At 62.9% G+C, this 22,409-nt stretch carries 14 protein-coding genes; 11 read left to right on the plus strand and 3 right to left on the minus strand.

The features are described from left to right. The 3 genes from NKI38_RS31265 to NKI38_RS31275 form a co-directional block, all read left to right on the plus strand. Nucleotides 1-2,667 (plus strand): beta strand repeat-containing protein (locus NKI38_RS31265; protein WP_352664448.1); only part of this gene is annotated, 2,667 nt, incomplete at its 5' end. Between the two features lie 189 nt (nucleotides 2,668-2,856). Beyond that, entirely contained in the window at nucleotides 2,857-4,530 is a 1,674-nt protein-coding gene (locus tag NKI38_RS31270) for a type I secretion system permease/ATPase (RefSeq protein ID WP_352664450.1), read from the plus strand. Nucleotides 4,531-4,549: 19 nt separating this feature from the next. Continuing rightward, on the plus strand, nucleotides 4,550-5,887 hold the full coding sequence (locus NKI38_RS31275) for an HlyD family type I secretion periplasmic adaptor subunit (RefSeq protein WP_352664452.1): 1,338 nt from the start codon (nucleotides 4,550-4,552) through the stop codon (nucleotides 5,885-5,887). Nucleotides 5,888-6,133: 246 nt separating this feature from the next. Here the strand turns inward: NKI38_RS31275 and NKI38_RS31280 are convergent, their stop codons facing one another. Further along, a complete protein-coding gene (locus NKI38_RS31280) occupies nucleotides 6,134-11,398 on the minus strand; it encodes a beta strand repeat-containing protein (protein ID WP_352664454.1) in 5,265 nt (1,754 codons plus the stop codon). 9 nt (nucleotides 11,399-11,407) lie between these two features. Further along, nucleotides 11,408-13,102: a ShlB/FhaC/HecB family hemolysin secretion/activation protein gene (locus tag NKI38_RS31285; protein WP_352664456.1), complete on the minus strand. Its 1,695-nt coding sequence runs from the start codon at nucleotides 13,100-13,102 to the stop codon at nucleotides 11,408-11,410. A 611-nt stretch (nucleotides 13,103-13,713) separates the two neighbouring features. Between NKI38_RS31285 and NKI38_RS31290 the strand changes: the two genes are divergently transcribed. Together NKI38_RS31290 and NKI38_RS31295 are read left to right on the plus strand one after the other, a co-directional pair. Beyond that, nucleotides 13,714-14,703: an AraC family transcriptional regulator gene (locus NKI38_RS31290; RefSeq protein ID WP_352664458.1), complete on the plus strand. Its 990-nt coding sequence runs from the start codon at nucleotides 13,714-13,716 to the stop codon at nucleotides 14,701-14,703. A 201-nt stretch (nucleotides 14,704-14,904) separates the two neighbouring features. Then, nucleotides 14,905-15,213, plus strand: a complete 309-nt coding sequence (locus tag NKI38_RS31295) for a UBP-type zinc finger domain-containing protein (RefSeq protein WP_352664460.1) — start codon at nucleotides 14,905-14,907, stop codon at nucleotides 15,211-15,213. 14 nt (nucleotides 15,214-15,227) lie between these two features. Here NKI38_RS31295 and NKI38_RS31300 read toward each other — a convergent pair whose 3' ends face one another. Continuing rightward, on the minus strand, nucleotides 15,228-15,407 hold the full coding sequence (locus NKI38_RS31300; RefSeq protein WP_164548818.1) for a hypothetical protein: 180 nt from the start codon (nucleotides 15,405-15,407) through the stop codon (nucleotides 15,228-15,230). A 169-nt stretch (nucleotides 15,408-15,576) separates the two neighbouring features. Between NKI38_RS31300 and NKI38_RS31305 the strand changes: the two genes are divergently transcribed. From NKI38_RS31305 to NKI38_RS31330, 6 genes are all read left to right on the plus strand, one after another. Beyond that, nucleotides 15,577-15,933, plus strand: a complete 357-nt coding sequence (locus NKI38_RS31305) for a hypothetical protein (RefSeq protein WP_352664462.1) — start codon at nucleotides 15,577-15,579, stop codon at nucleotides 15,931-15,933. A gap of 124 nt (nucleotides 15,934-16,057) precedes the next feature. After that, entirely contained in the window at nucleotides 16,058-16,429 is a 372-nt protein-coding gene (locus tag NKI38_RS31310; protein WP_352664464.1) for a hypothetical protein, read from the plus strand. Nucleotides 16,430-16,537: 108 nt separating this feature from the next. Beyond that, nucleotides 16,538-17,164, plus strand: coding sequence for a CDGSH iron-sulfur domain-containing protein (locus NKI38_RS31315; RefSeq protein WP_352664466.1), 627 nt, complete (start codon nucleotides 16,538-16,540; stop codon nucleotides 17,162-17,164). 109 nt (nucleotides 17,165-17,273) lie between these two features. After that, on the plus strand, nucleotides 17,274-17,669 hold the full coding sequence (locus NKI38_RS31320) for an endonuclease domain-containing protein (RefSeq protein ID WP_352664472.1): 396 nt from the start codon (nucleotides 17,274-17,276) through the stop codon (nucleotides 17,667-17,669). Between the two features lie 169 nt (nucleotides 17,670-17,838). Then, nucleotides 17,839-19,881 (plus strand): hydantoinase/oxoprolinase N-terminal domain-containing protein, encoded by a 2,043-nt coding sequence (locus NKI38_RS31325; protein ID WP_352664468.1) that lies wholly within the window; start codon nucleotides 17,839-17,841, stop codon nucleotides 19,879-19,881. Nucleotides 19,882-20,146: 265 nt separating this feature from the next. Next, complete coding sequence (locus NKI38_RS31330; RefSeq protein WP_352664470.1) at nucleotides 20,147-22,318, plus strand: malate synthase G; 2,172 nt, start codon at nucleotides 20,147-20,149, stop codon at nucleotides 22,316-22,318. Nucleotides 22,319-22,409: the final 91 nt, after the last annotated feature.

The following is a 22,409-nucleotide window of genomic DNA, read 5'->3' on the forward strand; positions in this document are numbered from 1 at the left end:
GCGGGTCAGGTCGTGACCGACACCTTCACGGTGACGAGCCAGGACGGCACGGCGACGGGGACGGTGACGGTGACCATCACCGGCACCAACGACGCACCCGACATTCATCTCGTGGCGACAGGGACGCCGGACACCGCATCGGCGACCTTGACGGAGACCAACGCCGGTCTGTCGGCCACAGGCACGCTGACGGTGACCGATGCCGATCTCAGTGATACGGTCAATTCTTCGGTTACGACCGTTGTGGCCTCAGGCACTACCACGGGCCTTGGCCTGACCAACCCTCAACTGCTGGCGATGTTGGCTGTTTCGCCAACATCGGGCCTTGCCGCAAATCCGACCGACACCCACAATCTCGGCTGGACCTTCAACTCCGGCACGCAGGCATTCGATTACCTTGCCGTCGGTCAGTCACTGACACTCACCTACACAGTCCAAAGCACCGACAACAACGCGGCGTCAGACACCCAGACCGTGACGGTGACGGTGAACGGCACCAACGATGCACCCGACATTCATCTCGTGGCGACAGGGACGCCGGACACCGCATCGGCGACCTTGACGGAGACCAACGCCGGTCTGTCGGCCACAGGCATGCTGACGGTGACCGATGCCGATCTCAGTGATACGGTCAATTCTTCGGTTACGACCGTTGTGGCCTCAGGCACTACCACGGGCCTTGGCCTGACCAACCCTCAACTGCTGGCGATGTTGGCTGTTTCGCCAACATCGGGCCTTGCCGCAAATCCGGCCGACACCCACAATCTCGGCTGGACCTTCAACTCCGGCACGCAGGCATTCGATTACCTTGCCGTCGGTCAGTCACTGACACTCACCTACACAGTCCAAAGCACCGACAACAATGGCGCGTCGGATACCCAGACCATCATCGTCACGGTGAATGGCACAGACGACGTCAGTGCAACGCTGATTTCCTCAGTCGTACGAGGCGCCCAAGGAAACAACGCAACTCCAAGTACTGTGACGATAACGTTTACTTCGTCCGTCAACGCGAATTTTGCAAATCTATCGGACGTGATGCACGTCTCCGGCTTGCCGAATGTCAGCGTGATCGCTGGGTCGGGAAGCTTCAATGGCGACCACACAGTGTACACGTTCCAGGTCGACAAAGGTGCGGGAAGCAACAACGGATCCAAGTATGACTTGGTCATAGATTCCGGAGCGTTCTCGGACACATCTGGGCATACCAATGCAGCGAAGACGACGATTAACCTCCAGCCCGCCGGCACTGCCGGCGAGCCCATCAATCTCGCCCTGACCGATCCATCGCATGAAGGTGCGCTCATCACCGTCACGGTGAAGGACGTGCCTTCGGGCTGGACCATCGAAGGCGCCACCCACAACGCCGACGGAACCTGGACGATACAGACCAACGACCTGCACGCCCTGACCGTCACCACGCCGCCCGAATTCACCGGCGCTGCGGTGCTCGACGTGCAACTGACCTGGACCAATGCCGACGGCACGACCGGCAGCGCGTCGATCGCCGACAATGTCGAGGCCTACGCTCCGGGCTCACCCATCTTTGCCTGGTCCGGCGACGACGTTTTGACCGGCTCTCACGGCAACGATCTCTTCGTCTTCTCGCAGCCGATCGGCGCCGATACGGTGCACAATTTCGATGCGGCGGCCGACCAGATCGACCTTATCGGCTACAACGGAGTGGCAGATTTTGCCGATCTCCAGACGCATATCGCCGACGACGCTCACGGCAACGCGGTGATCACGCTTGGTGACGGGCAGTCGATCACGCTGGACGGCGTGCACTCGGGCGCGCTCACGGCAAGCAATTTCGTCTTCGACCAGACGCCGGTGGTCAACAATTCAGGCACCATGACGATCGGCGACGGCGCCTTGCTGCCGCTGAGCGGCACGATCAACAATGCGGGCACTATCTCGCTGGACTCGACCAGCGGCGATACGCTGCTGCAAATCATCCAGCATGGCGTGTCGCTGCAGGGTGGCGGGCAGATCCTGCTGTCCGACAGCGCCGCCAACATCATCTCCGGCACCGGGCCGGACGTCACTCTGGTCAACGTCGACAACACGATCTCGGGCGCCGGTCAACTGGGCGGCGGGATGCTCGGCCTCGACAACCACGGCACCATCATCGCCACCGGCTCGAATGCGCTGGTCATCGATACCGGAGGCAGCGTCGTCGTCAATTCGGGAACGCTGGAGGCAACCGGCTCCGGCGGCCTTACGATCACCGGCGGGCTGGCGAATTTCGGCATGCTGTGGGCCAATGGCGGTAACATTGACATCAACGGCCAGGTCACTGGCGACGGCGATGCCACGATCGGCAACCTGTCGAAGCTGGAGTTCGGCGCGGCTTCTTCAACCGACGTCACCTTCGCGGCGAATGCCGCTGGCACATTGCAGCTGGACGATTCCTTCGATTTCAGCGGAAGCATCGCCGGCATCACCAATGACGACAAGGTGAACCTCGAAGACATCCTGTTCGGTGCCGGAACGTCCGCTGCCTATCAGGCGGACCTCGATGGCGCCGGAGGAACGTTGACCGTGACGGACGGCACGCACAACGCCACGCTCCACCTGCTCGGCGTCTACGATGCCCACAGCTTCACACTTGCCGACGACGGCACCGGCAGGACGGTGGTGCAAGTGAGCGACTTTGTGATGTGAACCAAAGGAGAGCCGCGCGGACACTCTCCTCATGCTGCCGGTTCCTGATTCAGCTTACGAATTAAGGTTTACGGCAGGAATAGGAAGGGACCACGTGGCTGGTTGGACGATCAGGAGTAGTATCGGTTCCGGGCGTGGACAGGGGGGCGGTTTTCCGCTGGGTTCTTGAGTAACAATAAATCCCAAATTGTGAAGGATGCGCTTCGGGCATGCCGCCGCTATTTCCTGGTCGCGGCGGCGTTCAGCCTGGCGATCAACCTGCTCTACCTCGCCTCCCCGCTTTACATGCTGCAAATCTACGACCGGGTCGTCACCAGCGGCAGCGAAACCACGCTGGTGATGCTGACCTTGGTGTTGCTGGCGGCCTTCCTGTCGCTGGCCGGCCTCGACCTGGTGCGCGCCGCCATCCTGACGCGCGCCAGCGCGCGGCTCGACCGGCTGCTGTCGGCAAAGATCCTCGCCGCGTCGGTCGAAACCCCATCGCCCGGTTCCTCGCAAAGCCAGCCTATCCGCGATTTCGATACGTTCCGGCAGGTTATCACCGGCAGCGGAGTCCATGCTCTTTTCGACCTTCCATGGTCGCCAATCTATATCGGCATCATCTTCCTGCTGCATCCATGGCTCGGCTTCTTCGCACTGGGTTGCTCGCTGCTCCTGATAGCCATGGCCGTACTCAACGAGTATCTCGTACGTTCGCCGCTGAAGCAGGCCAACGACCTGGCGACCACCAACTATAATTTTACGGAGATGAGTCTCCGAAACGCGGAAGTCGTTCGCGCCATGGGCATGATCGACGGGCTCATCCGCCGCTGGGGGCGCGACCGCAATTTGGCGCTGCGGCGTCAGGCGGAGGCGAGCGACCGTGCCGCACTGATGTCGGGCCTTATCCGGTTCCTGCGGCTCGCCATGCAGTCGCTGATCCTCGGCCTCGGCGCCTATCTGGTCATCGAACGGCAGATCACCGGCGGCACCATGTTCGCCGCGAGTCTCCTGCTGGGCAGGGGATTGCAGCCTGTAGAGCAGATCGTCGGCCTCTGGCGCAGCCTGATCCTGGCGCGGGCGGCGTTGGCAAGGGTCGAGAAGCTGGTCGACGGGGGCGCGCGGAACGAAAGATCGTTCAACCTGCCCAAGCCCAGCGGCAAGATCTCCGTCGAGCAGGTCAGTTATGCAATTGCCAGCCAGCAAAAGGTGCTTCTGCGGGACGTATCGTTTCGACTGGAAGCAGGCGAGGCGCTCGGAATCGTCGGCCCTTCCGGCGCCGGCAAGTCGACGCTGGCACGTAACCTCGCCGGCGTCATGCAGCCCAGTCGCGGCACCGTCAGGCTGGACGGTGCCGACCTGTCGCAGTGGGGGCACGACGCGCTCGGCGACCACATCGGCTACCTGCCGCAGGACATCGAACTGTTCTCCGATACGGTCGCCGCCAATATCGGGCGCTTCAAGACCAATGTCGACCAGGAGGTGATCGAGGCCGCGCGGCTCGCAGGCGTGCACGAGATGATCATCCGCCTGCCGCAGGGTTACGAGACCCAGATCGGCGAAGGCGGCGCTGTGCTGTCGGGAGGATATCGGCAACGGATCGCCCTTGCCCGGGCGGTGTTCGGAACGCCGAAACTGATCGTTCTCGACGAGCCGAGCTCCAATCTCGACGCTGACGGCGACCGCGCGTTGAGCGAATGCGCGATCGAGCTCAAGCGCCGTGGCAGCACCGTGATCATCGTCTCGCACCGGCCCTCGACCCTGGCGAATGTCGACAAGATCCTTCTGTTGCGCGATGGCGCGGTCGAGGCCTTCGGCATGAGAAACGAGATCGTCGCGCTGCTCAACCAGCGCGCGGCGCCAATGGCGGTGGCAACCCAATGAGCTGTGGCCGGAGAGATCGATGAGCGACGGCGCCCTTACCTACCGGAGCCTGCCCGGCGAGGCTGGCATCCTCGCACCGGATTCGATCCGGGTGCCAGCCTATATCGGCCTGCTGATCATCGTTGCCTTCTTCGGCGTCTTCGGCGGCTGGGCAGCCTTTGCACCGCTTAACGGCGCGGTGCTCGCCGATGCCATCGTCAAGGTGGAAGGCAATCGCAAGAGCGTCCAGCACTTCGATGGCGGAACGGTGAAGGAGATTCACGTCAAGGATGGCGACGTCGTCAGGAAGGGCGACATCATGCTGAAGCTGGACGACACGAGGATTCGGTCCGAGTTCAATCTCTATGCCCAGCAATACGCGCTGCTGCGAGCAACCGATGCCAGGATCCGGGCCGAGCTGGACGGCAGCGAGGCTGTTGCCTTCCCGAAGGACATCCTCAAGGAGCACGAGACCTACCTTAGGGACGCGATGGCAAACCAGATCGCCGACCTGGAAAGCCAGCGCGCCTCGATGGCCGGCGCCAGACAAATCCTCGAGCGGCGGATTGCCGAGCTCGAGGAGCAGATCCAGGGCAAGCAGTCTCGGGTCGAATCCTACCAGGCCCAACTGCGATCGACGGTCGACGAGAAGGCCAGCCTGTCGAAGCTGCTCAAGGCCGGATTGACGACCCGCCCGCGCATTCTGGAGCTGGAAAGATCCGCCTCGGATCTGCAGGGCCTGATCGACGAGAATCTCGGCGCAATTGCCGGCAGCCAACAGAGCAAGGCCGAGCTCGATAGCCAGATCGCGCAGCTGACCAATGAGCGCCGAGCCAAGCTGTCGGCCATGCTGATCGATACGCAATCGAGCCTTTCCGACCTTGTGCCAAAGATGTTTGCAGCCCAGGCTGCCATGGACCGGGCCGAAGTGCGTGCGCCCTATGACGGCCAGGTAATGGATCTCACCGTCTTCTCGATCGGAGCGATCGTTTCGCCGGGCCAGACGATCCTCGACATCGTGCCGACTGAGAATTCGCTGATCGTCCAGGCGCAGGTTCGCGTCGAGGACATATCGAACCTGCGGCCCGACATGGCAGCCGAAGTTCGTTTCACATCCTACAAGCAGCGCTCGATTCCCATAATTCATGGCCGCGTCAGCCGCATTTCGGCAGATCGGATTACCGACAGCAAGACAGGGTTTCCCTACTATCTCGCCGACGTAGCGGTCGACCCAGTGGAATTGGCGGCGGCCCCACAGATTGCGCTCTATCCAGGCATGCCGGCATCAGTCATGATCGTCACCGAGGAACGCACCGCACTCGACTACATTCTGGGCCCGTTGGTTGTGTCGTTCCACTCCGCGTTTCGCCAGAAATGACGGAGTTCGCAAGTCTCCCCGCGATTCTGTTTCGACTGATGGTCAGGCCTGCAAAAAGATAAAGCCGAGGGAGAAACTTCTGGGAACTTTCGCCGGCATTCCGCCTAAGACAAACCGATACAGATCTGAGCCCTGGTGACGACGCTGCCCAATCTCGGGCTAGGAGACGATGTCGCGGTCGACTGCCAAGCCTAAATATTCCGAGAGGTCGTGCCGGCGGTCCATGGTGCTGGGTGTTTTGCTAGACTAAAGAGGATTCGCCTGCGGGGCGCATGGTGTCCCGATACCGAAAGCAAAATCGGGAACGCAGCCAGCCGAACTGGCTGGGTCGGACATCGACTGACCAAGGTCGATCAGCGCCTCGTCACCGCGCAGGATTCCGGATGCGCTGCCTTCAAAAAAGCCTCCCTCGACGACGGCCCCGGTTTGCTGTTGCGGCGTCAGCGGCGGCGCGACGTCGACCTCGATGTCGGCACTCGCGTTCGCCACGGTCTGGCCGAGCGTATAGTTTGCGGCATCGCTCCCGCCAAGCGAAAGGCCGATGATGGTCACGGTCTTGTTCGCTCCCGGCAAAGCGTCGACGAAGCGGCCGGTGGCCGTCGCGACGGTGAGGCCGTCGCCGGCAATGATGCCGGAGAAGCCCGCATGACCCAGATCGAGCGCCGCGGTGGTGGTGCCGTCAAAGGCCTTGTTCTTGGCCGTAATGCCGGTGATTGCCGCGATCTCGGTCCTGGCAATGTCGGCGGTGATCGTCGCCGTGCCGGCAATCGTGTAGTTGCCGGAATCGGCGCCGTTCAGGCTGACGCCGTCCAGCGTAACGGTCTTGGCGCTCCCGGCATTCTTGTCCTGGAAACTCGCATCGCCATGGCCAAAGGACACGCTGTCTCCTGAAACCACGCCGACGAGGCTTCCCGCATTGGCGATCATGGCAATGGCGGTGCCGTCATAGGTCTTGTTGGCCGCAGTGAAGCCGGAAAGCGCAAGCAGTGCCTTGTCGATGTCGGCGGTCGTGGTCGCCGTGGCGGCAATCGTGTAATTGCCGGCATCAGCGCCGTTTAGGCTGACGCCGCCGAGCGTGACGGTCTTGGCAGTCCCGGCATTCTTGTCCGAGAAGCTCGCGCCGCCATGGCCAAAGGCAACGCTGTCTCCCGCGATCACGCCGACGAGGATTCCCGTATTGGCTATCGTGGCGACAGTTGTGCCGTCGTAGGCCTTGTTAGCGGCTGTGAAGCCGGAAAGCGCGAGCAGTGCCTTATCGATGTCGGCAGTGGCAGTGGCGGTTGTATCCGCAAGAATGTAGTTGCCGGCGTCCGCGCCGCCGAGCGCCAGACTATTGATACCGACCGTCTTGCCCGCGCCGGCATTCTTGTCGCCGAAAGCGCCGGTGGCGCTCGCGACCGTCAGGCTGTCGCCGGAGGCCATGCCATTGAACACAGCACCGGAAGTGTCGAGCGTCGCGGCGATGGTAGCATCATAGGTTTTGTTATTGGCCGTGATGCCCGCGACGCCGGAGATGACGGCCCTGAGAATATTGGCAGTGGCGGTGGCCGTCGTGTCCGCAAGAGTGTAGTTGCCGGCATCCGCACCGCCGAGCGCAAGACCGTCGATAACGACCGTCTTGCCGGCGCCGGCATTCTTGTCGCCGAAGCTCCCTGAGGCGCCGGCGACCGCCAGGCTGTCGCCGGCAACCATGCCATTGAACACGGCACCGGAAGTGTCGAGCGTCGCGGCGGTGGTAGCGTCGTAGGTCTTGTTGCTGGCTGTGACGCCGGTGATGCCGGTGATGACGGCCTGGTTGATCGTGCTCGTGGTGTTGGCGGCGTAGGTGACGCTATAGTTACCGCCATTATTTCCGTCGCTGAGCGTTACAGCCGAGACCGTCACGGTCTTACCCGTCCCGGCGTTCTTGTCGGTGAAGGCAAAGCTGCCGCCACTAAGGGCGTCCGTGCCAAAGAGCTGACCGGACGCGACCACCGCCGTTCCGCTGGCGCTCGTATTGCCATCATAGGTTTTGACGATGTCCGCCAGCGAGATGGTGAGCGCGGCCGGGTTGATGGTCAACGCCCCGTTGGCATAGCTGATAGTGTAGTTGCTGGAGGACAGGCCCGAGGCGGTGATCGTGTAATTCCCCGCATTCCGCGCGGCCTGAGACGTGCCGCCATAGGCCAGCGAGCCGGAGAGAACGGAAGCGGTCTCGCCGTTGACGAAACCGGAGTAGCTGACGCCGTTGCCGCCGCTGAACGCCTGCCCGTCAAAGGCGCGGGTCAGGCTGTCGGCGGTGACGGTGAGCGCGGCCTTGTTGATGCTGCTCGTCGTGTTGGCGGCGTAGCTGACCGCGTAGTTGCCACCATTGTTGCCGTCATTGATGCTAACGCCGGAGACGGTCACGGTCTTGCCAGTCCCCGCATTGTTGTCGGCGAAGGCAAAGCTGCCGCCGCTCAGGGAGTCGGTGCCGAAGAGCTGACCGGATTTGACCACCGCAGTGCCGCTCGCGCTCGTCCCGCCGTCATAAGTCTTGGACACGTTCGCAGTCGAGATGGTGAGTGCTGCCGGGTTGATGGTCAGCGCGCCGTTGGCATAGCTGATGGTGTAGTTGCTCGAGAACAGGCCCGAGGCGGTGATCGTATAATTCCCCGCGTTCCGCGCGGCCTGAGACGTGCCGCTATAGGTCGGCGAGCCGGAGAGAACGGAAGCGGTCTCGCCGTTGACGAAACCGGAGTAGCTGACGCCGTTGCCGCCCGCAAACACCTGGCCGTTATAGCTCTTGGTCAGACCGTTCGCCGTGACCGTCAGCGCTGCCTTGTTGATGATGAGTGTGCCCGAAATGGAGCCGGTATAGATGGATTCACCCGTGCTGCTGCTCAGGTTCAGGACGTTGGCGAGGTTGTAGCTTCTCGCGTTGGTCGCGGTGCCGTTCCAACCCAAGGTGACGGCGTTGGCATTGACTCCCGTCACGCTGAGGCCCGCTGTTGAAGCCGGCGTGCCATAGATGGTGGTGGCCGTCCCGGAGACGTTCACATAGGCGTCGTACAGCGTGCCCGATCCCACGCCGCGCAGCATCATGTAGCCGCTGTTCTCGCCACTGGTCGATTTGCCCCAAATGTTGGCGAAATCCCATCCGGCGTCGATGAAGGTAAAAGGGTCCTGCAACGCGGCCGAGGTCTTGCCAACACCGCCTGCGGAAGCTGCCTGTCCCGAGGTTTCCGTGTTCCAGAAGCTGTTGATGACTGTGCCAGAGTTGCCAGCCATCAACCCGCCGACACTTCCGGACCCGCTCACGGAGCCGGTAGCGTAGCTGTTTTCGACCGCAAGGCTGTTGCTTCCCATCAGCCCGCCCACGGTGTCGCTGCCACTCACGGAACCCGTAGCGTAACTGTTTCGCACGGTGCCCAAGTTGTTTCCCACCAACCCGCCGACAAATTGGTCGGCGCTCGCGGAGCCGGTAGCGTAGCTGTTTTCTATCGTGGCCCAGTTGCTTCCCACCAGCCCGCCAATGGCTGCGCTGTCTTCGCCATCAACAGAACCGGTAGCGTAGCTGTTTCGCACAGTACCGTGGTTCAATCCCACCAGCCCGCCAATGCCGCTGCCGCTGCCGACGCCGCTGACGGCACCTGTTGCGTATGAGGAACTGATTGTTGTTGCGCCATCTGATATGCTAGAATTCCAGCCGACCAACCCGCCCACAGATATCTTGCCGCTTACGGAGCCGCCAGCCCAAGCGTTTTCGACCGTACCGCGGTTCAACCCCGCCAGCCCGCCAACATCGGTGTCACCACTGACATTGCTGACGACAGAGCTGTTCTGGATCGTCCCCTTGAAATTTGCCCCCACCAAAGCGCCGACTTCCTGGCGACCGCTGATACTGCCTCCGAAGATCGAGACGTTGCGGATCGTCGCGCCCTCGATGGTGCCGAACAGCCCGACATAGTCCGTCGTCTCGCGGTCAATGGTAAGGTTGAAGATCCTGTGGCCAAGGCCGTCAAAGACCCCGGTATATCTGGCGCCGGAATTGCCGATCGGCACAAAGCCTGATCCGGAATTCCAGTTTGCTGTGTCGGTTGCATTGATGTTGGCGCCCAGCACGTAATTGCCGGAGAGAGAGTTGTTGACGTCCTGCAAAGCCGTCACGTCGTTGATGACCGTATAGGCATCGCCATTGATGGTGAGAAAGCCGGTGCCGTTGCGATCGAAATCGACGCTCCCGGAAAAGCCCGTGGAATTGAGCGTGACCTTGACCGTGCCGCCGCTGACGCCGGCATCTGCGCCATTCGCCGTGCCGGTATTCATGGCCAGGGCCGAACTGCCCGTCGCCGTCATCACGGCGCCGATGTCGATGTCGCGCGCAGCCGTCAGCGTCAGTGTATGGGCGCTCCAGCTGACGCTGTCATTGACATTGATGTCGCCGTTGCCGGAGGTGCCACCGCTGGAGCTTTGGATGGTGACATTATTGTTGGCGAGTTGGGTCGACAGCGCCGTGCCAGTGATGTCGCCGCCGGACGCCGCGATGGTGAAGTCATCGGGATCGATCAGCCAGGTGCCGGTCGCACCGCTCGCGGCCTCGGTGGTGATGACCGCCATGTCGGCGATCTTCACCTTCCTGGCGGAGGTCTCGATGAACCCCCCATCGCCGCCTTTCGGCGCCGAGGCGTCTAGCTTGCCTGAGATCTTGACCTCGCCGTGCTCCATGTCGCCCAGAAGCAGAATGCGGCCGTTCTTTTTTCCGATCGCCTTGGCCTCGATGGTGCCGGAATTGTTGACGACGCCTTTCATGGCATCGGAGGCGCCCTTGGCGGTCAGGATCGCCTTGCCGCCGTCAGCCTTGATGAGGCCCTTGTTTTCCACCAGCGTCTTCACGGTGGAGCCTTTGACCTCGACCGACAACAGCCCATCGCCGTCGAAATCAAGCAGGACATCCGTACCGGCGGCCAGCGCGGTCGAGCCAGTGATAGTGCCCGCGTTGGTGATGCTCGGGGAAATCAGCGCCACCACATTGCCGTTGATGGTGCCGTCATTGACGATGGAGCCACCGGTTCCAGTAAAGCGGTAGTTGCCGGAGAGGAAATCCTGATTGGTGATGCCGAGCGTCGAGGCGACGAACCCGCCAGTCTTGACGCTTCCGTTCTTGCCAATCACGATGCCGTTCGGGTTGATGAGAAAGACCTGCCCGTTGGCGCTGAGCGCCCCACGGATCTGCGAGGGATCCTGGCCGACGACACGGTTGAGCGCGACCGACGATGTTTCCGGCTGGTTGAAGGTGACGGAATTGCCGGCGCCGATGGAAAAACCCTGCCAGTTGGCGATCATCCGATCCGTCGCCTGATCGACCGTCATGGCGTTGCCGTTGGTCGTGATCGTCGCCTGTCCGGACACGACCTGGCCGCCGCTGGGCAATACGTTTTGCGCGTAGACCGGGAACGATGAAAAAAGGGCGGTCGAGGCCAGCAATGCGCCAAACGTGCGCCGTCCCCCCTTCAGCGTTTTGAGCCAGATGTGCCTGTAGACCTTGTTCATGGCGATCCCTCAGAAACGAATGGCGCCGCGGAGCCAGAATTGCTGATTGCCGGTGTTGCCGTCGGCATTGGCATCGGTGACATTCGAGCGCCCGGGATTTTTACCCAAGCCGTAGGCCCAAGTTGCCGAGACGTTCAAAGCCTCATGCGTCCAGCGCAGCGAAAGACCCGCGCTCGCAAGGCTATAGTCGTTGCAGCCGCAGACATTGAGGTTGGGAATGCCGTTCTGGTTCTTGTTGATCCAGATACGGCCGGCGTCCAGAAGGCCCGCCAGTTGCAGGCTGCCGAACTCAGAGGGAACGGGCGCGTCATAACGCAGCTCCATCGTCCCCAGCAGCCCCATGTCGCCACGCCCTTCGCCTACCGGCCAGCCGCGCACGCCATAGGGGCCGCCGAGCGAGAAGTCTTCGGACGAATCGAGATTCTTGCTAGACCACTGACCGTAGACGAGCCCGAAGAGCGAAAAATCGCCTGGCAAATCTTGAAGCCGCGCTGCGCTCGCGTTCAGCCGGTGGAAGGCACCTTGCGTCTGGAGCCCGGCTTGGTCCACCTCAAGCGCGTCCCCTTCACGCGCGAGGTCGAGATCGCCGTAGGTCCACCCCAGCGACCAGTTCGTGAGCCCGCCGCCGAAAAACGCATCGCGCATGTCGCCGGAAAGCCCCAGCGTGCCGGACAGCGAGCGTTTGTCCTGAAGGCGCCCGACAATGCTGTCGTCGATCAGCGCCTTCCAATCGAGGCCGGTCGAGAGCCGGACATTGAGATCGCGCGAGCGGATCAGGCTGTAGTCGAGGCCGAGCCCGGCGAACTGTGCGTAACCTTGCAAGCCCAGCGCGGAACCAAAGTCGTCGATGTTGTGATAATCGAGATAGCCGTAATTGGCGCTGGCCGTGAGGCCGGTTGCACCCAACGGCATGCTCAAGCTTGCTTCGCTGAATTTCTGTCCCTCGGAGAACGTCCCCATCAGCCTGGCAAGCTCGCCGAAGCCTGTCATATCCGTAAGCGTGACGAGCGCATTGCCCTGCGCCTTGCCGGTGCTGGCGCTGCCGTAATCGTCTCCCCAGAGGGAGGCGGAAAAGATCGGTGCCTCGTCCACGCCGACGACAAGACGGGTGGTGTTGGGCGCGCTGCCAGGCGTGAGCTTGGCCCGCGCCGAAACGCCCGGCAGGTCGTTCATGCGCAGGAGCGCTTCTTCCAGGTCCTCTTTGGTGACGCTGTCCGCTTGCACCTGGCCTTCGCCGATCGCCCGCAACAGGCCCTCACGGACACGCACGCCCTTGCCGCGTTCGAAATCGGTTTTTTCGAACACGCCTTCGACAATTTTGATCGTGACGAAGCCCTCGGTGATGTCCTGCTGCGGCAGCACGGCGCGGGCGAGTAGCCGGCCCTGCCGCTGGAGCGCCGCTGTCACCTTGTCGGCCAGCGCGTAGAGCCCGGCAATGCCAAGGCGCTTGCCCTTGACGGTCGCGGCCAGTTGCGCGCGCTCCGCTTCCGGCAAAAGTTCGATCTTGCCAGCAAAGCGCAGTTCGCGAAGGATGATGGTCTCGCCCCTCTCGGGTCCGGCGATCAGAGCCGGCTGCCGGCCCGGCTCTTCGGGCTGTGGCAGACGCCGCAGCCGCTGCAGTTCCTGTTGCCGCTGCTGTTCGCGCAGAAGGCTTCCAGCATCCTGCGCCAGGGTCGGCAATGAGGTAGCGGCGAGCAACAGCACCGACAATGCCAGGCAGGCAGGCCGGGCACGCGCCGCGGTGCGCCGATGGACGTCATCGGCAATGGCCGGAATGGCTGCAGAAGCTGGCGTCGCCCTCGAACAAGCCGCAACGAAAAGCCGCCGCCCTCGCCGGTGTTGCCCCCTCTGCAATCGCCTGACCCCCCGAAACAGAATTGCCGGGAATCAATAACTCCGGGCCGCCGCAACTGCAGGATGCACGGACCGCGAGCAAATGTCTTGGACCAAGGAGTGCCCGACTTGGACTGTGCGGCGCCATGATTAAGAAGCTCGGTCGCGTGGCGAAAAGGCAACGACCAACCCGAGGCAAGGGTGGCGCGGGCGGCGCTGCCGTTCCTGTCCGATATTCAGCAGGCCGCTGAAAAATGGGGAACACGCCTGTCGCGTGTTCCCCAAAGGCCCCCGTGCAGTTGCCCCACCGTGATGATTGCCCAGCCAATCAACCCCACGGCAGAAAGCGCAGAACGAAGGAGAAAAATCTTGGATCGTGGGGTGCCGCATATAGACTCTGGGGCGCTGCGCACTAGTGTCCCGCGGTGTGTTGCGAAAAGGCGGCACAATAAAACGTGGAGGAAAGGAGCAGCGGCAGTTCCATGGCCAAGATTGCCGAGCAGGCGACGAAGACGACCTTCTCATCCGATATGTTGCCATCGACACTCGATGAAGACGCCCGCCTCAAGAAATGGCAGGATCTGTGGACAGCCAAAATGGGCCCCTGTGATATCAAGCATACCCATGATCTGCCGCTCCGTTTTCGGGCGGATCTTCTGCGCATCGACAGCATCATCGTTGCCGACGTTGAAGCAACGACAAGTCGGTTCTCGAGAACGTCGGGGCAAGCTGCCTCCCACAGCCAAGACTATTTGTGCCTCGACTTCAACCGGACTCCCTCTGACGTTTGGGTTCGGCATCGCAATCGCGAGCTGACGGTCACCGCGGGCGATGCTGTTATCTGGGCAAACACGCTCGCCTTCGAGCGACGGTCGGCGGCAGGTGTTGCCGGCTCGATGATCTACGTCCAGCGCCCGGAACTCTGCGCGCTCGTTCCGAATGCCGAGGACCTGATCGCCAGACCGCTCGATCCGACAACGCCGGCCTTGCGCCATTTGCAAAGCTACGCCGACTTCGTGGTGAAGTCGGGCGAGATCGCGGCGGAACCCGGCCTGGGCGCGCGGGCTGCCGACATGGTGCTTGATCTTTTTGCGCTGGCTCTCGGCGCCCGGTCCGATGTGGCCGAGGTCGCCCAGGCAAGAGGGCTGCGCGCCGCGCGCCTCAACGTGATCGTGAAGGAAATCGAAAGGGGCTTTGCCGAACCCGGCTTTTCCTCCGAGCAGGTAGCGCAGCGCTTCGGCTTGTCCCGCCGTTACGTCAACGAACTTCTGGCCGAAAGCGGGCAAACGCTGGAACAGCGCGTCACCTCGCTCAGGCTGCGGAAGGCCTTCGACATGCTGACCTCTCCGCAGTTCGATAAATTGAAGATTTCGGAAATCGCACTGGCCGCCGGCTTCAACGACATTTCCTACTTCAACCGCGCCTTCCGGCGCACCTTCGGACTGTCGCCCACTCAAAGCCGGGGGAAATGATACTCCGTTTTTTTGCAGTTAGTGGTTCCGGCAGAGACCGCCGTCGTTAACATCCTGTTTTCAGCCAGTGCTGGCCTGGCCGACCTGAGCCGTCGGCCCAAGCGTCGCGGCGGCCGGCGGCGAAGGCGCTCAGGTGGTCGCGGCATTGCATGCATATCTCGCGCGCGGCAACGCCGACGCACCTCAAACGGCAGGGAGACCATGATGGATGAATGCAGACATACGCGGGACATCAGGAAGGTGACGCCGAGCGCGCTCGGTTGCGAGGAATGCCTGAAGAGCGGCTCGGAATGGGTGCATCTGCGGCTCTGCCGCACCTGCGGCCATGTCGGCTGCTGCGACGACTCGCCCAACCGCCACGCCACCAAGCATTTTCACACTACCAAGCATCCGATCATCGAGGGCTATGATCCACCGGAAGGTTGGGCATGGTGCTATGTAGACGAGGTGTTCGTCGACCTCGGCGACGACGTGACCCCGCAGAACGGCCCGATCCCGCAGTTTGTTTGAGCGCTCGGTGCCGCTTATCGCACGGAGCCGGTGACGGTCGGGTCGATCGTGCTGGGAACGGATTTGCGCTCGTTGCCGGCGAGTGCTGCTATGATCAGCAGGCTGGCGACGACCGGGACAAACAGGATGGCAACGCGGGCTTGCACGTAAAAGATGGCGCGCCATTCATTGCGCTTGTCGGGGCTGTTGCTCATCATACTCACTTTGTCAGACCCCCCTGAGGGGACATAGCCGCGAACGGTTAAGCAACTCCATACGACTTTGTTAATGGGCGGAATTGAGGCGAAATTCTCAAGCGATCCACGTCTTCCTAGTTCGGAGCAGGCATGCGATTCTGCCGGGATGATTCGGGAGATCGAGACCGTGACGCTGTTTCGCATGGCAGTACTTGCGGCCTTGCTCTTCACCACCTCGGCACAGGCTGCCGAGATGGCCTTCTTCGTCAAGAACCTGCGCAGGCAAGCGGTTGCGGTCGAGCTGTTCAGCCGCGACCGCGAGACGGTCTGGCCGGGCAACGACAAGGTGTTCCTGATCGACCCCGGCTCGCAGAAATCCGTGCCGCTGGCGTGCAATCAGGGCGAACACATCTGCTACGGCGCCTGGGTCGATGGCAACGACAGCATCTCGGCCGGCGTCGGGCCGGACAATGACCAGCCCTGCGACAACTGCTGCTTCATCTGCGTGGACCACTCGACCGAGACGATCGATCTGGTGCCCTAGGGGAGACGCATGCCGATATCCCCAAAATCAGTTCGGGAATTGTTGCAATCATCCCTTTAGCGATTCACCGCAGCATGCGATGGTCGCCCCGCGGCCGGATGGGCCGCTACTTCAGGGGGTTACCATGTTTTACACCTACGCGCGCCGCACGTTGGTCGCGCTTTCTCTGGTCATGGCGTTCGCGCCGGCGGCACATGCCGACGATGTCACCTTTGCCATCAAGAACGGCCATCCCAACGCCATGCGCGTCGAGCTCTACAGCCAGGACCGCGACTATGTCTGGCCGGGCGACGACAAGGATTTCTACCTCGACGACGGCGAGACCAAGCAGCTGCCGATATCGTGCAACGCCGGCGAATCGATCTGCTACGGCGCCTGGGTCGACGGCGACGAGGGCACCTATTGGGGCGTCGGGCCCGGCAACAAGGAAAAATGCGAGGATTGCTGCTACACCTGCAGCGGCGGCGAGACCGAGGAGATCAATCTGGTTCCCTGACCGGTTTGCCAGCTTGACGCTTTTCCCACAGGAGTCATAGCCTGCGCAAATACCCAGAGCACGTCGCGTCTGTTGACCCGGCGTGCTTCAGGCAACAGGAGTCCAGCTATGGCCGGCATGGTCGAAAGCGACAAGATCGACGTCGGGTTCTCCGGCAAGCGCTGCATCCATTCGCGCAACTGCGTGCTGGGCGATCCACATGTCTTCGTGCCCAACGCGCCGGGCCAGTGGATTCATCCCGAGGCGGCAAGCGTCGAAAAAATCGTCGCCATCGCCGAAAGCTGCCCCTCGGGCGCCATCACCTACATCAGGAAGGATGGCGGGCCGCAGGAGCAGCCGCCGGTGGTCAACACCGTACGCTTGCGGGAAAACGGCCCGCTGGCCGTACATGCCGAGATCGTGCTCGACGGCGAAACGTTTTACCGCGCCACGCTCTGCCGCTGCGGCGCCTCGGAAAACAAGCCGTTCTGCGACGGCAGCCACAACAAATCGGGTTTCGCCGCCACTGGCGAGCCGCCGCTGAAGGACACGCCGGCGCTGGAGGCGAGGAATGGCCCGCTGAAAGTGACGCCGACCACCAACGGCCCGCTCAAGCTCGAAGGCAGTGTCGAGATCGTCACCGGCACCGGCCACACGGTCGATCGTACGCAACGTACCTTCCTCTGCCGCTGCGGCCATTCCGCCAACAAGCCGTTTTGCGATGGTACGCATAAGAAGGTTGGGTTTGTCGGGTAGGTAGGCGCTGCGGCCGACGCCGCCAATCTCCCCCCTCGTGGGGGAGATGTCCGGTAGGACAGAGGGGGGCGCCGTAGAGCACCAACTTCAACAGCCAGCGAGCATCGCAATGCCTCATACGCCATTGCCTCCAAGACATCGCGCAAACGCCAGGTCGATGCGCAAGATCATGACATCAGCTGAATTGAAGCTCTGGAATGAAGTTCGCGCGCACCGGCTGATGGGGCTTGGCTTTCGGCGACAATTTCCGGTTGCCGGTTACATTGTCGACTTCGCTTGCCCGGAGAAGAAACTCGTCGTTGAGGTCGACGGCTCCCAGCATGCTGAGACCGATGTCGTCGCCGAAGATGCAGCACGGACAGCGCGCCTGCAACAGAATGGCTGGGCCGTGCTGCGCTTCTGGAACGACGACATCATCCGCGACATCGACAATGTGTGTCAGCATATTGTGATTGCGGCCGGGCTTGGAGACGCGTCTTCGACGAATCGGCTGGAGGAGCTGTAGCCGCAGTAGGGCCGGCGGGACAGCGCCTCCCTCTGGCCTGCCGGCCATCTCCCCCACGAGGGGGGAGATCGAACTCCCCCCTTGGCCCAGCGCTCGCGGCTTTATCGACCGGCCCGTATCGGCTAAGGGGCAGGGAGCAAATCTCTCCTCACCCGGACCACCATCAGAAATGACCGCCAAGACCAAGCCAAAGCCGCTGTTCCTCGGGATCGATACCGGCGGCACCTACACCGATGCCGTGCTGTGGTCCGAGACGGAAGGCAAGCAAGAGGGGCCGAACAAGGGTAAGGTGCTGGCCAAGGCCAAGGCGCTGACCACACGGCATGATCTGGCCGTCGGCATTTCCGGCGCAGTCGACGCGGTGCTGCAGAAGGCCGGCACCGATCCGGCCGCCATCAAACTGGTTTCGATGTCGACGACGCTTGCCACCAACGCGCTGGTCGAGGGCCAGGGCGGCCGCGTCGCGCTGGTGATGATCGGCTTTTCCGAGGGCGACCTCGCTCGCGACGGGCTGAAGGCCGCCCTCGGCACCGACCCGGTGGTTTTTTGTCCGGGCGGCCACGACGTGCACGGCAATGCCGCCAAGCTCGACCTGTCCGGACTGGAAGCGGCTTTGCCGGAACTCGGCGCCTCGGTGTCCGGCTTTGCCGTCTGCGCCTATTTCGCCACCCGCAATCCGGCGCACGAGATCACCGCGCGCGAGCTGATCCGCGAAAAAACCGGCCTGCCGGTCACATCAAGCCACGAACTGTCGGCCAAGCTCGGCGGCCCGCGCCGGGCGCTGACGACGCTGCTCAACGCCAGGCTGATCTCGATGATCGACCGGCTGGTGGCGGCGACCGAAGGTTTTCTCGAGCAGCGCAACATTGCGGCACCCCTGATGGTGGTGCGCGGCGACGGCGCGCTGGTTTCGGCGGCGTTCGCCCGCCAGCGGCCGATCGAGACCATCCTGTCCGGTCCGGCCGCCAGCCTGGTCGGCGCCCGCCACATGACCGGGCTCGACGACGCCATGGTGTCTGACATTGGTGGCACCACCACCGACGTCGCGGTGCTTGATGGCGGCCGGCCGCGGCTCGATCCGGAAGGTGCTACCGTCGGCGGCTTCCGCACTATGGTCGAGGCTGTCGCCATGCGCACCTTCGGCCTCGGCGGCGATTCCGAAGTGACGCTGGAAGATGGCGCGCTCAACCCGAAAATCCTGCTCGGACCGCGCCGCTTGGTGCCGCTGGCGCTGGCCGGCATGGCGCATGGCGTGGCGGTCACGTCCGAGTTGGAGCGCCAGCTGCGCGCACCCAATCTCGGCCGCATGGACGGCCGCTTCGCGGTCCGCACCGGCGTGCCGGACCGGCTCGCCGCCGGTCTCACCGGCGCCGAAGCTCGGCTCTACGAGATGATCGGTGCCGTGCCGCTCGCCATCGACAGGCTTTTGACCTCGAACGCGCAGAACGCAACGCTCAACCGGCTGGTGTCGCGCGGGCTGGTGCATGTCGCCGGCTTCACCCCGTCGGACGCCGCCCATGTGCTGGGTAAGCAGGCGAACTGGGATCCGAATGCTGCCCGCCTCGGCGCCGAATTGTTCGCGCGCAAGCGCGACGGCCGTGGCCAGTTCATCGCCGCGTCGCCGGAAGCGATCTCGGAGCGCGTGCTGGTGACGCTGACGCGCTGGTCGGCCGAATATATCCTCGAAACCGCCTTTGCCGAGGACGGCCTCGACGGCGCGTCGACGGTGGCGCACGCTCTGGTGCAGCGCGCCGTCGATGCGCATCCCGGCATCGCTCGCCTAACCGTTGCGCTCGATCGGCCGGTCATCGGCCTCGGCGCCTCGGCGCCGCTGCACTATGCCGGCCTGCCGCCATTGATCGGCAATGATTGCGTGGTGCCGGAGGATACCGATGTCGCCAACGCGCTCGGCGCCGTCGTCGGCCAGGTCAGGGTATCGGCCGAGGCGCGGGTCAGCCAGCCCAGGGAAGGGCTGTTTCGTCTTGCCTCGGGTGAAACCGTACGCGACTTCCTCGACGAGGCGGCGGCGATCGCAGCGGCCGAAGCTGATGTCCGTGCCATTGTCGCGGAGCGCGCGAAAGAGGCCGGCACCGACAGCGCCGAGATCGACGTTTCGACCGAATTTCGCGTCTCGACCGTCGAAGCCCAGCGCATGTTCATCGAGGCGCATGTGATGGCGGTGGCGTCAGGGCGGCCAAGGATTGCGGTGTGAGCGCGTAATCTCCCCCCTCGAGGGGGAGATGTCGCCGAAGGCGACAGAGGGGGTCGCCGCGCGTGGAGCGCTAACTTCTTTCCATCGCAGGAGGCCGAGCCCGGTCGGACCGACCCCCTCTGGCCGCTTCGCGGCCATCTCCCCCTCAAGGGGGGAGATTGGCGGTTTCGCCGGCTGCAAAAAGCCCACCTTCACCCTAAGCTGAATTGACCCGGCAAACCTGACATGCCAAAGGCCCGCAAAGCCTTTCATCTGGAGTAGCCTGATGACCGATCGCATCGAGATCGCCGGATTGCGGATTGCCCGAGAGCTTCACGAGTTCGTGGCCAAGGAAGCGCTGCCGGGCACGGGCGTCGACGCGGACGCGTTCTGGAACGGCTTTTCAGCCATCGTTCATGATCTGGCACCGAAGAACCGGGCGCTGCTGGCAAAACGCGACGCCATGCAGGAGAAGCTCGACGGCTGGTATCGCGAGAATGGCGCCCCTGTCGACATGGAGGCCTACAAGGGTTTTCTGAAAGAGACCGGTTATCTCGTGCCGGAAGGGCCGGCCTTCTCCGTGTCGACCGACAATGTCGACCCGGAAATCGCTGTCGTCGCCGGCCCGCAGCTGGTGGTGCCGGTTATGAATGCGCGCTATGCGCTCAACGCCGCCAATGCGCGCTGGGGTTCGCTCTACGACGCACTCTACGGCACCGACGCGATCCCAGAAACGGACGGTGCCGAGAAGGGCGGGAAATTCAACCCGGCGCGCGGCGCCAAGGTCGTCGCCTGGACGAAAAGCTTTCTCGACGAGGTTGCCCCGCTCACCTCGGGCAAATGGGCAGGCGTGAATGGCTTGTCGGTGGCCAATGGTGCACTGAAGCTCGGCGCCGGTGCCGGCTCGACGACGCTTGCCGATCCCAAACAATTCGTCGGCTATCGTGGCGATGCCGCCAATCCCGATGCCGTGCTGCTGGTCAGGAACGGCCTGCACATCGAGATCGTGATCGACCGCAACAACCAGATCGGCCGCACCGATCCGGCAGGCATCGCCGATGTCATCCTGGAATCGGCGCTGACCACCATCCAGGATTGCGAGGATTCGGTCGCAGCGGTGGATGCGCAGGACAAGGTCGTCGTCTACCGCAACTGGCTCGGCTTGATGAAGGGTGATTTGGCGGAAGAGATCACCAAGGGCGGCAAGAGTTTCGTCCGCAGGCTCAATCCCGACCGCGCCTACACCGCGCCCGCCGGCGGCACGCTGACGGTGCCCGGCCGCTCGCTGATGCTGGTCAGGAATGTCGGCCACCTCATGACCAACCCGGCAATCCTTGACCGCGACGGCAACGAGGTGCCGGAAGGCATCATGGATGCGGCGCTGACGGCGCTGATCGCGCTGCACGATCTCGGGCCTAAGGGGCGGCGGATGAATTCCCGCGCCGGCTCGATGTATGTCGTGAAACCCAAGATGCACGGGCCCGACGAAGTCGCCTTCGCCGTCGAGATATTCGACCGTGTCGAAGCCCTGCTCGGCATGGCCAAAAACACCATCAAGATGGGCATCATGGACGAGGAGCGGCGCACCACCGTCAACCTCAAGGAGGCGATCCGTGCCGCGAAAGAGCGCGTGGTGTTCATCAACACCGGCTTCCTCGACCGCACCGGCGACGAGATCCACACCTCGATGGAAGCCGGCCCGATGATCCGCAAGGGCGACATGAAGCAGGCAGCCTGGATTTCCGCCTACGAGGCCTGGAATGTCGACACCGGGCTGGAATGCGGCTTGGCCGGCCACGCCCAGATCGGCAAGGGCATGTGGGCGATGCCAGATCTGATGGCGGCGATGCTGGTCGAGAAGATCGCCCACCCCAAGGCCGGCGCCAACACTGCCTGGGTGCCGTCGCCGACGGCGGCGACGCTGCATGCCACGCACTACCACAAGGTCGATGTCCATGCCGTGCAAGCCGCACTCAAGAACCGGCCGAAGGCAAAGCTCGACGATATCCTGTCGGTGCCGGTCGCGGTGCGGCCGAACTGGTCGCCCGAGGATATCCAGAAGGAACTCGACAATAACGCCCAAGGCATTCTCGGCTATGTCGTGCGCTGGATCGACCAGGGCGTCGGCTGTTCGAAAGTGCCAGACATCAACGATGTCGGGCTGATGGAAGACCGCGCCACGCTGCGCATCTCCTCGCAGCACATCGCCAACTGGCTGCGCCACGATGTCTGCTCCCGCATCCAGGTGATGGATGCCTTGCAGCGCATGGCGACCATCGTCGACCGGCAGAATGTCGGCGATCCGCTCTACCGCCCGATGGCGCCCGACTTCGACAACTCGATCGCCTTCCAGGCGGCCTGCGACCTGGTGTTCAAGGGCAGCAATCAGCCCAACGGCTACACCGAGCCGGTGCTGCACGCGCGGCGGCTGGAGCTGAAGGCGCGAGAAAAGGCCTAACCCGGATATCTCACACAGTTGAAGTGCATCGGGGCTCCGAATCAAGGAAAATGCTTCTGCGACAAAGACTTACCTTGAGCAGAGGTATTCC

Origin of the sequence: Mesorhizobium sp. M0621, assembly GCF_040320745.1 — a bacterium.
GTDB lineage: Bacteria > Pseudomonadota > Alphaproteobacteria > Rhizobiales > Rhizobiaceae > Mesorhizobium.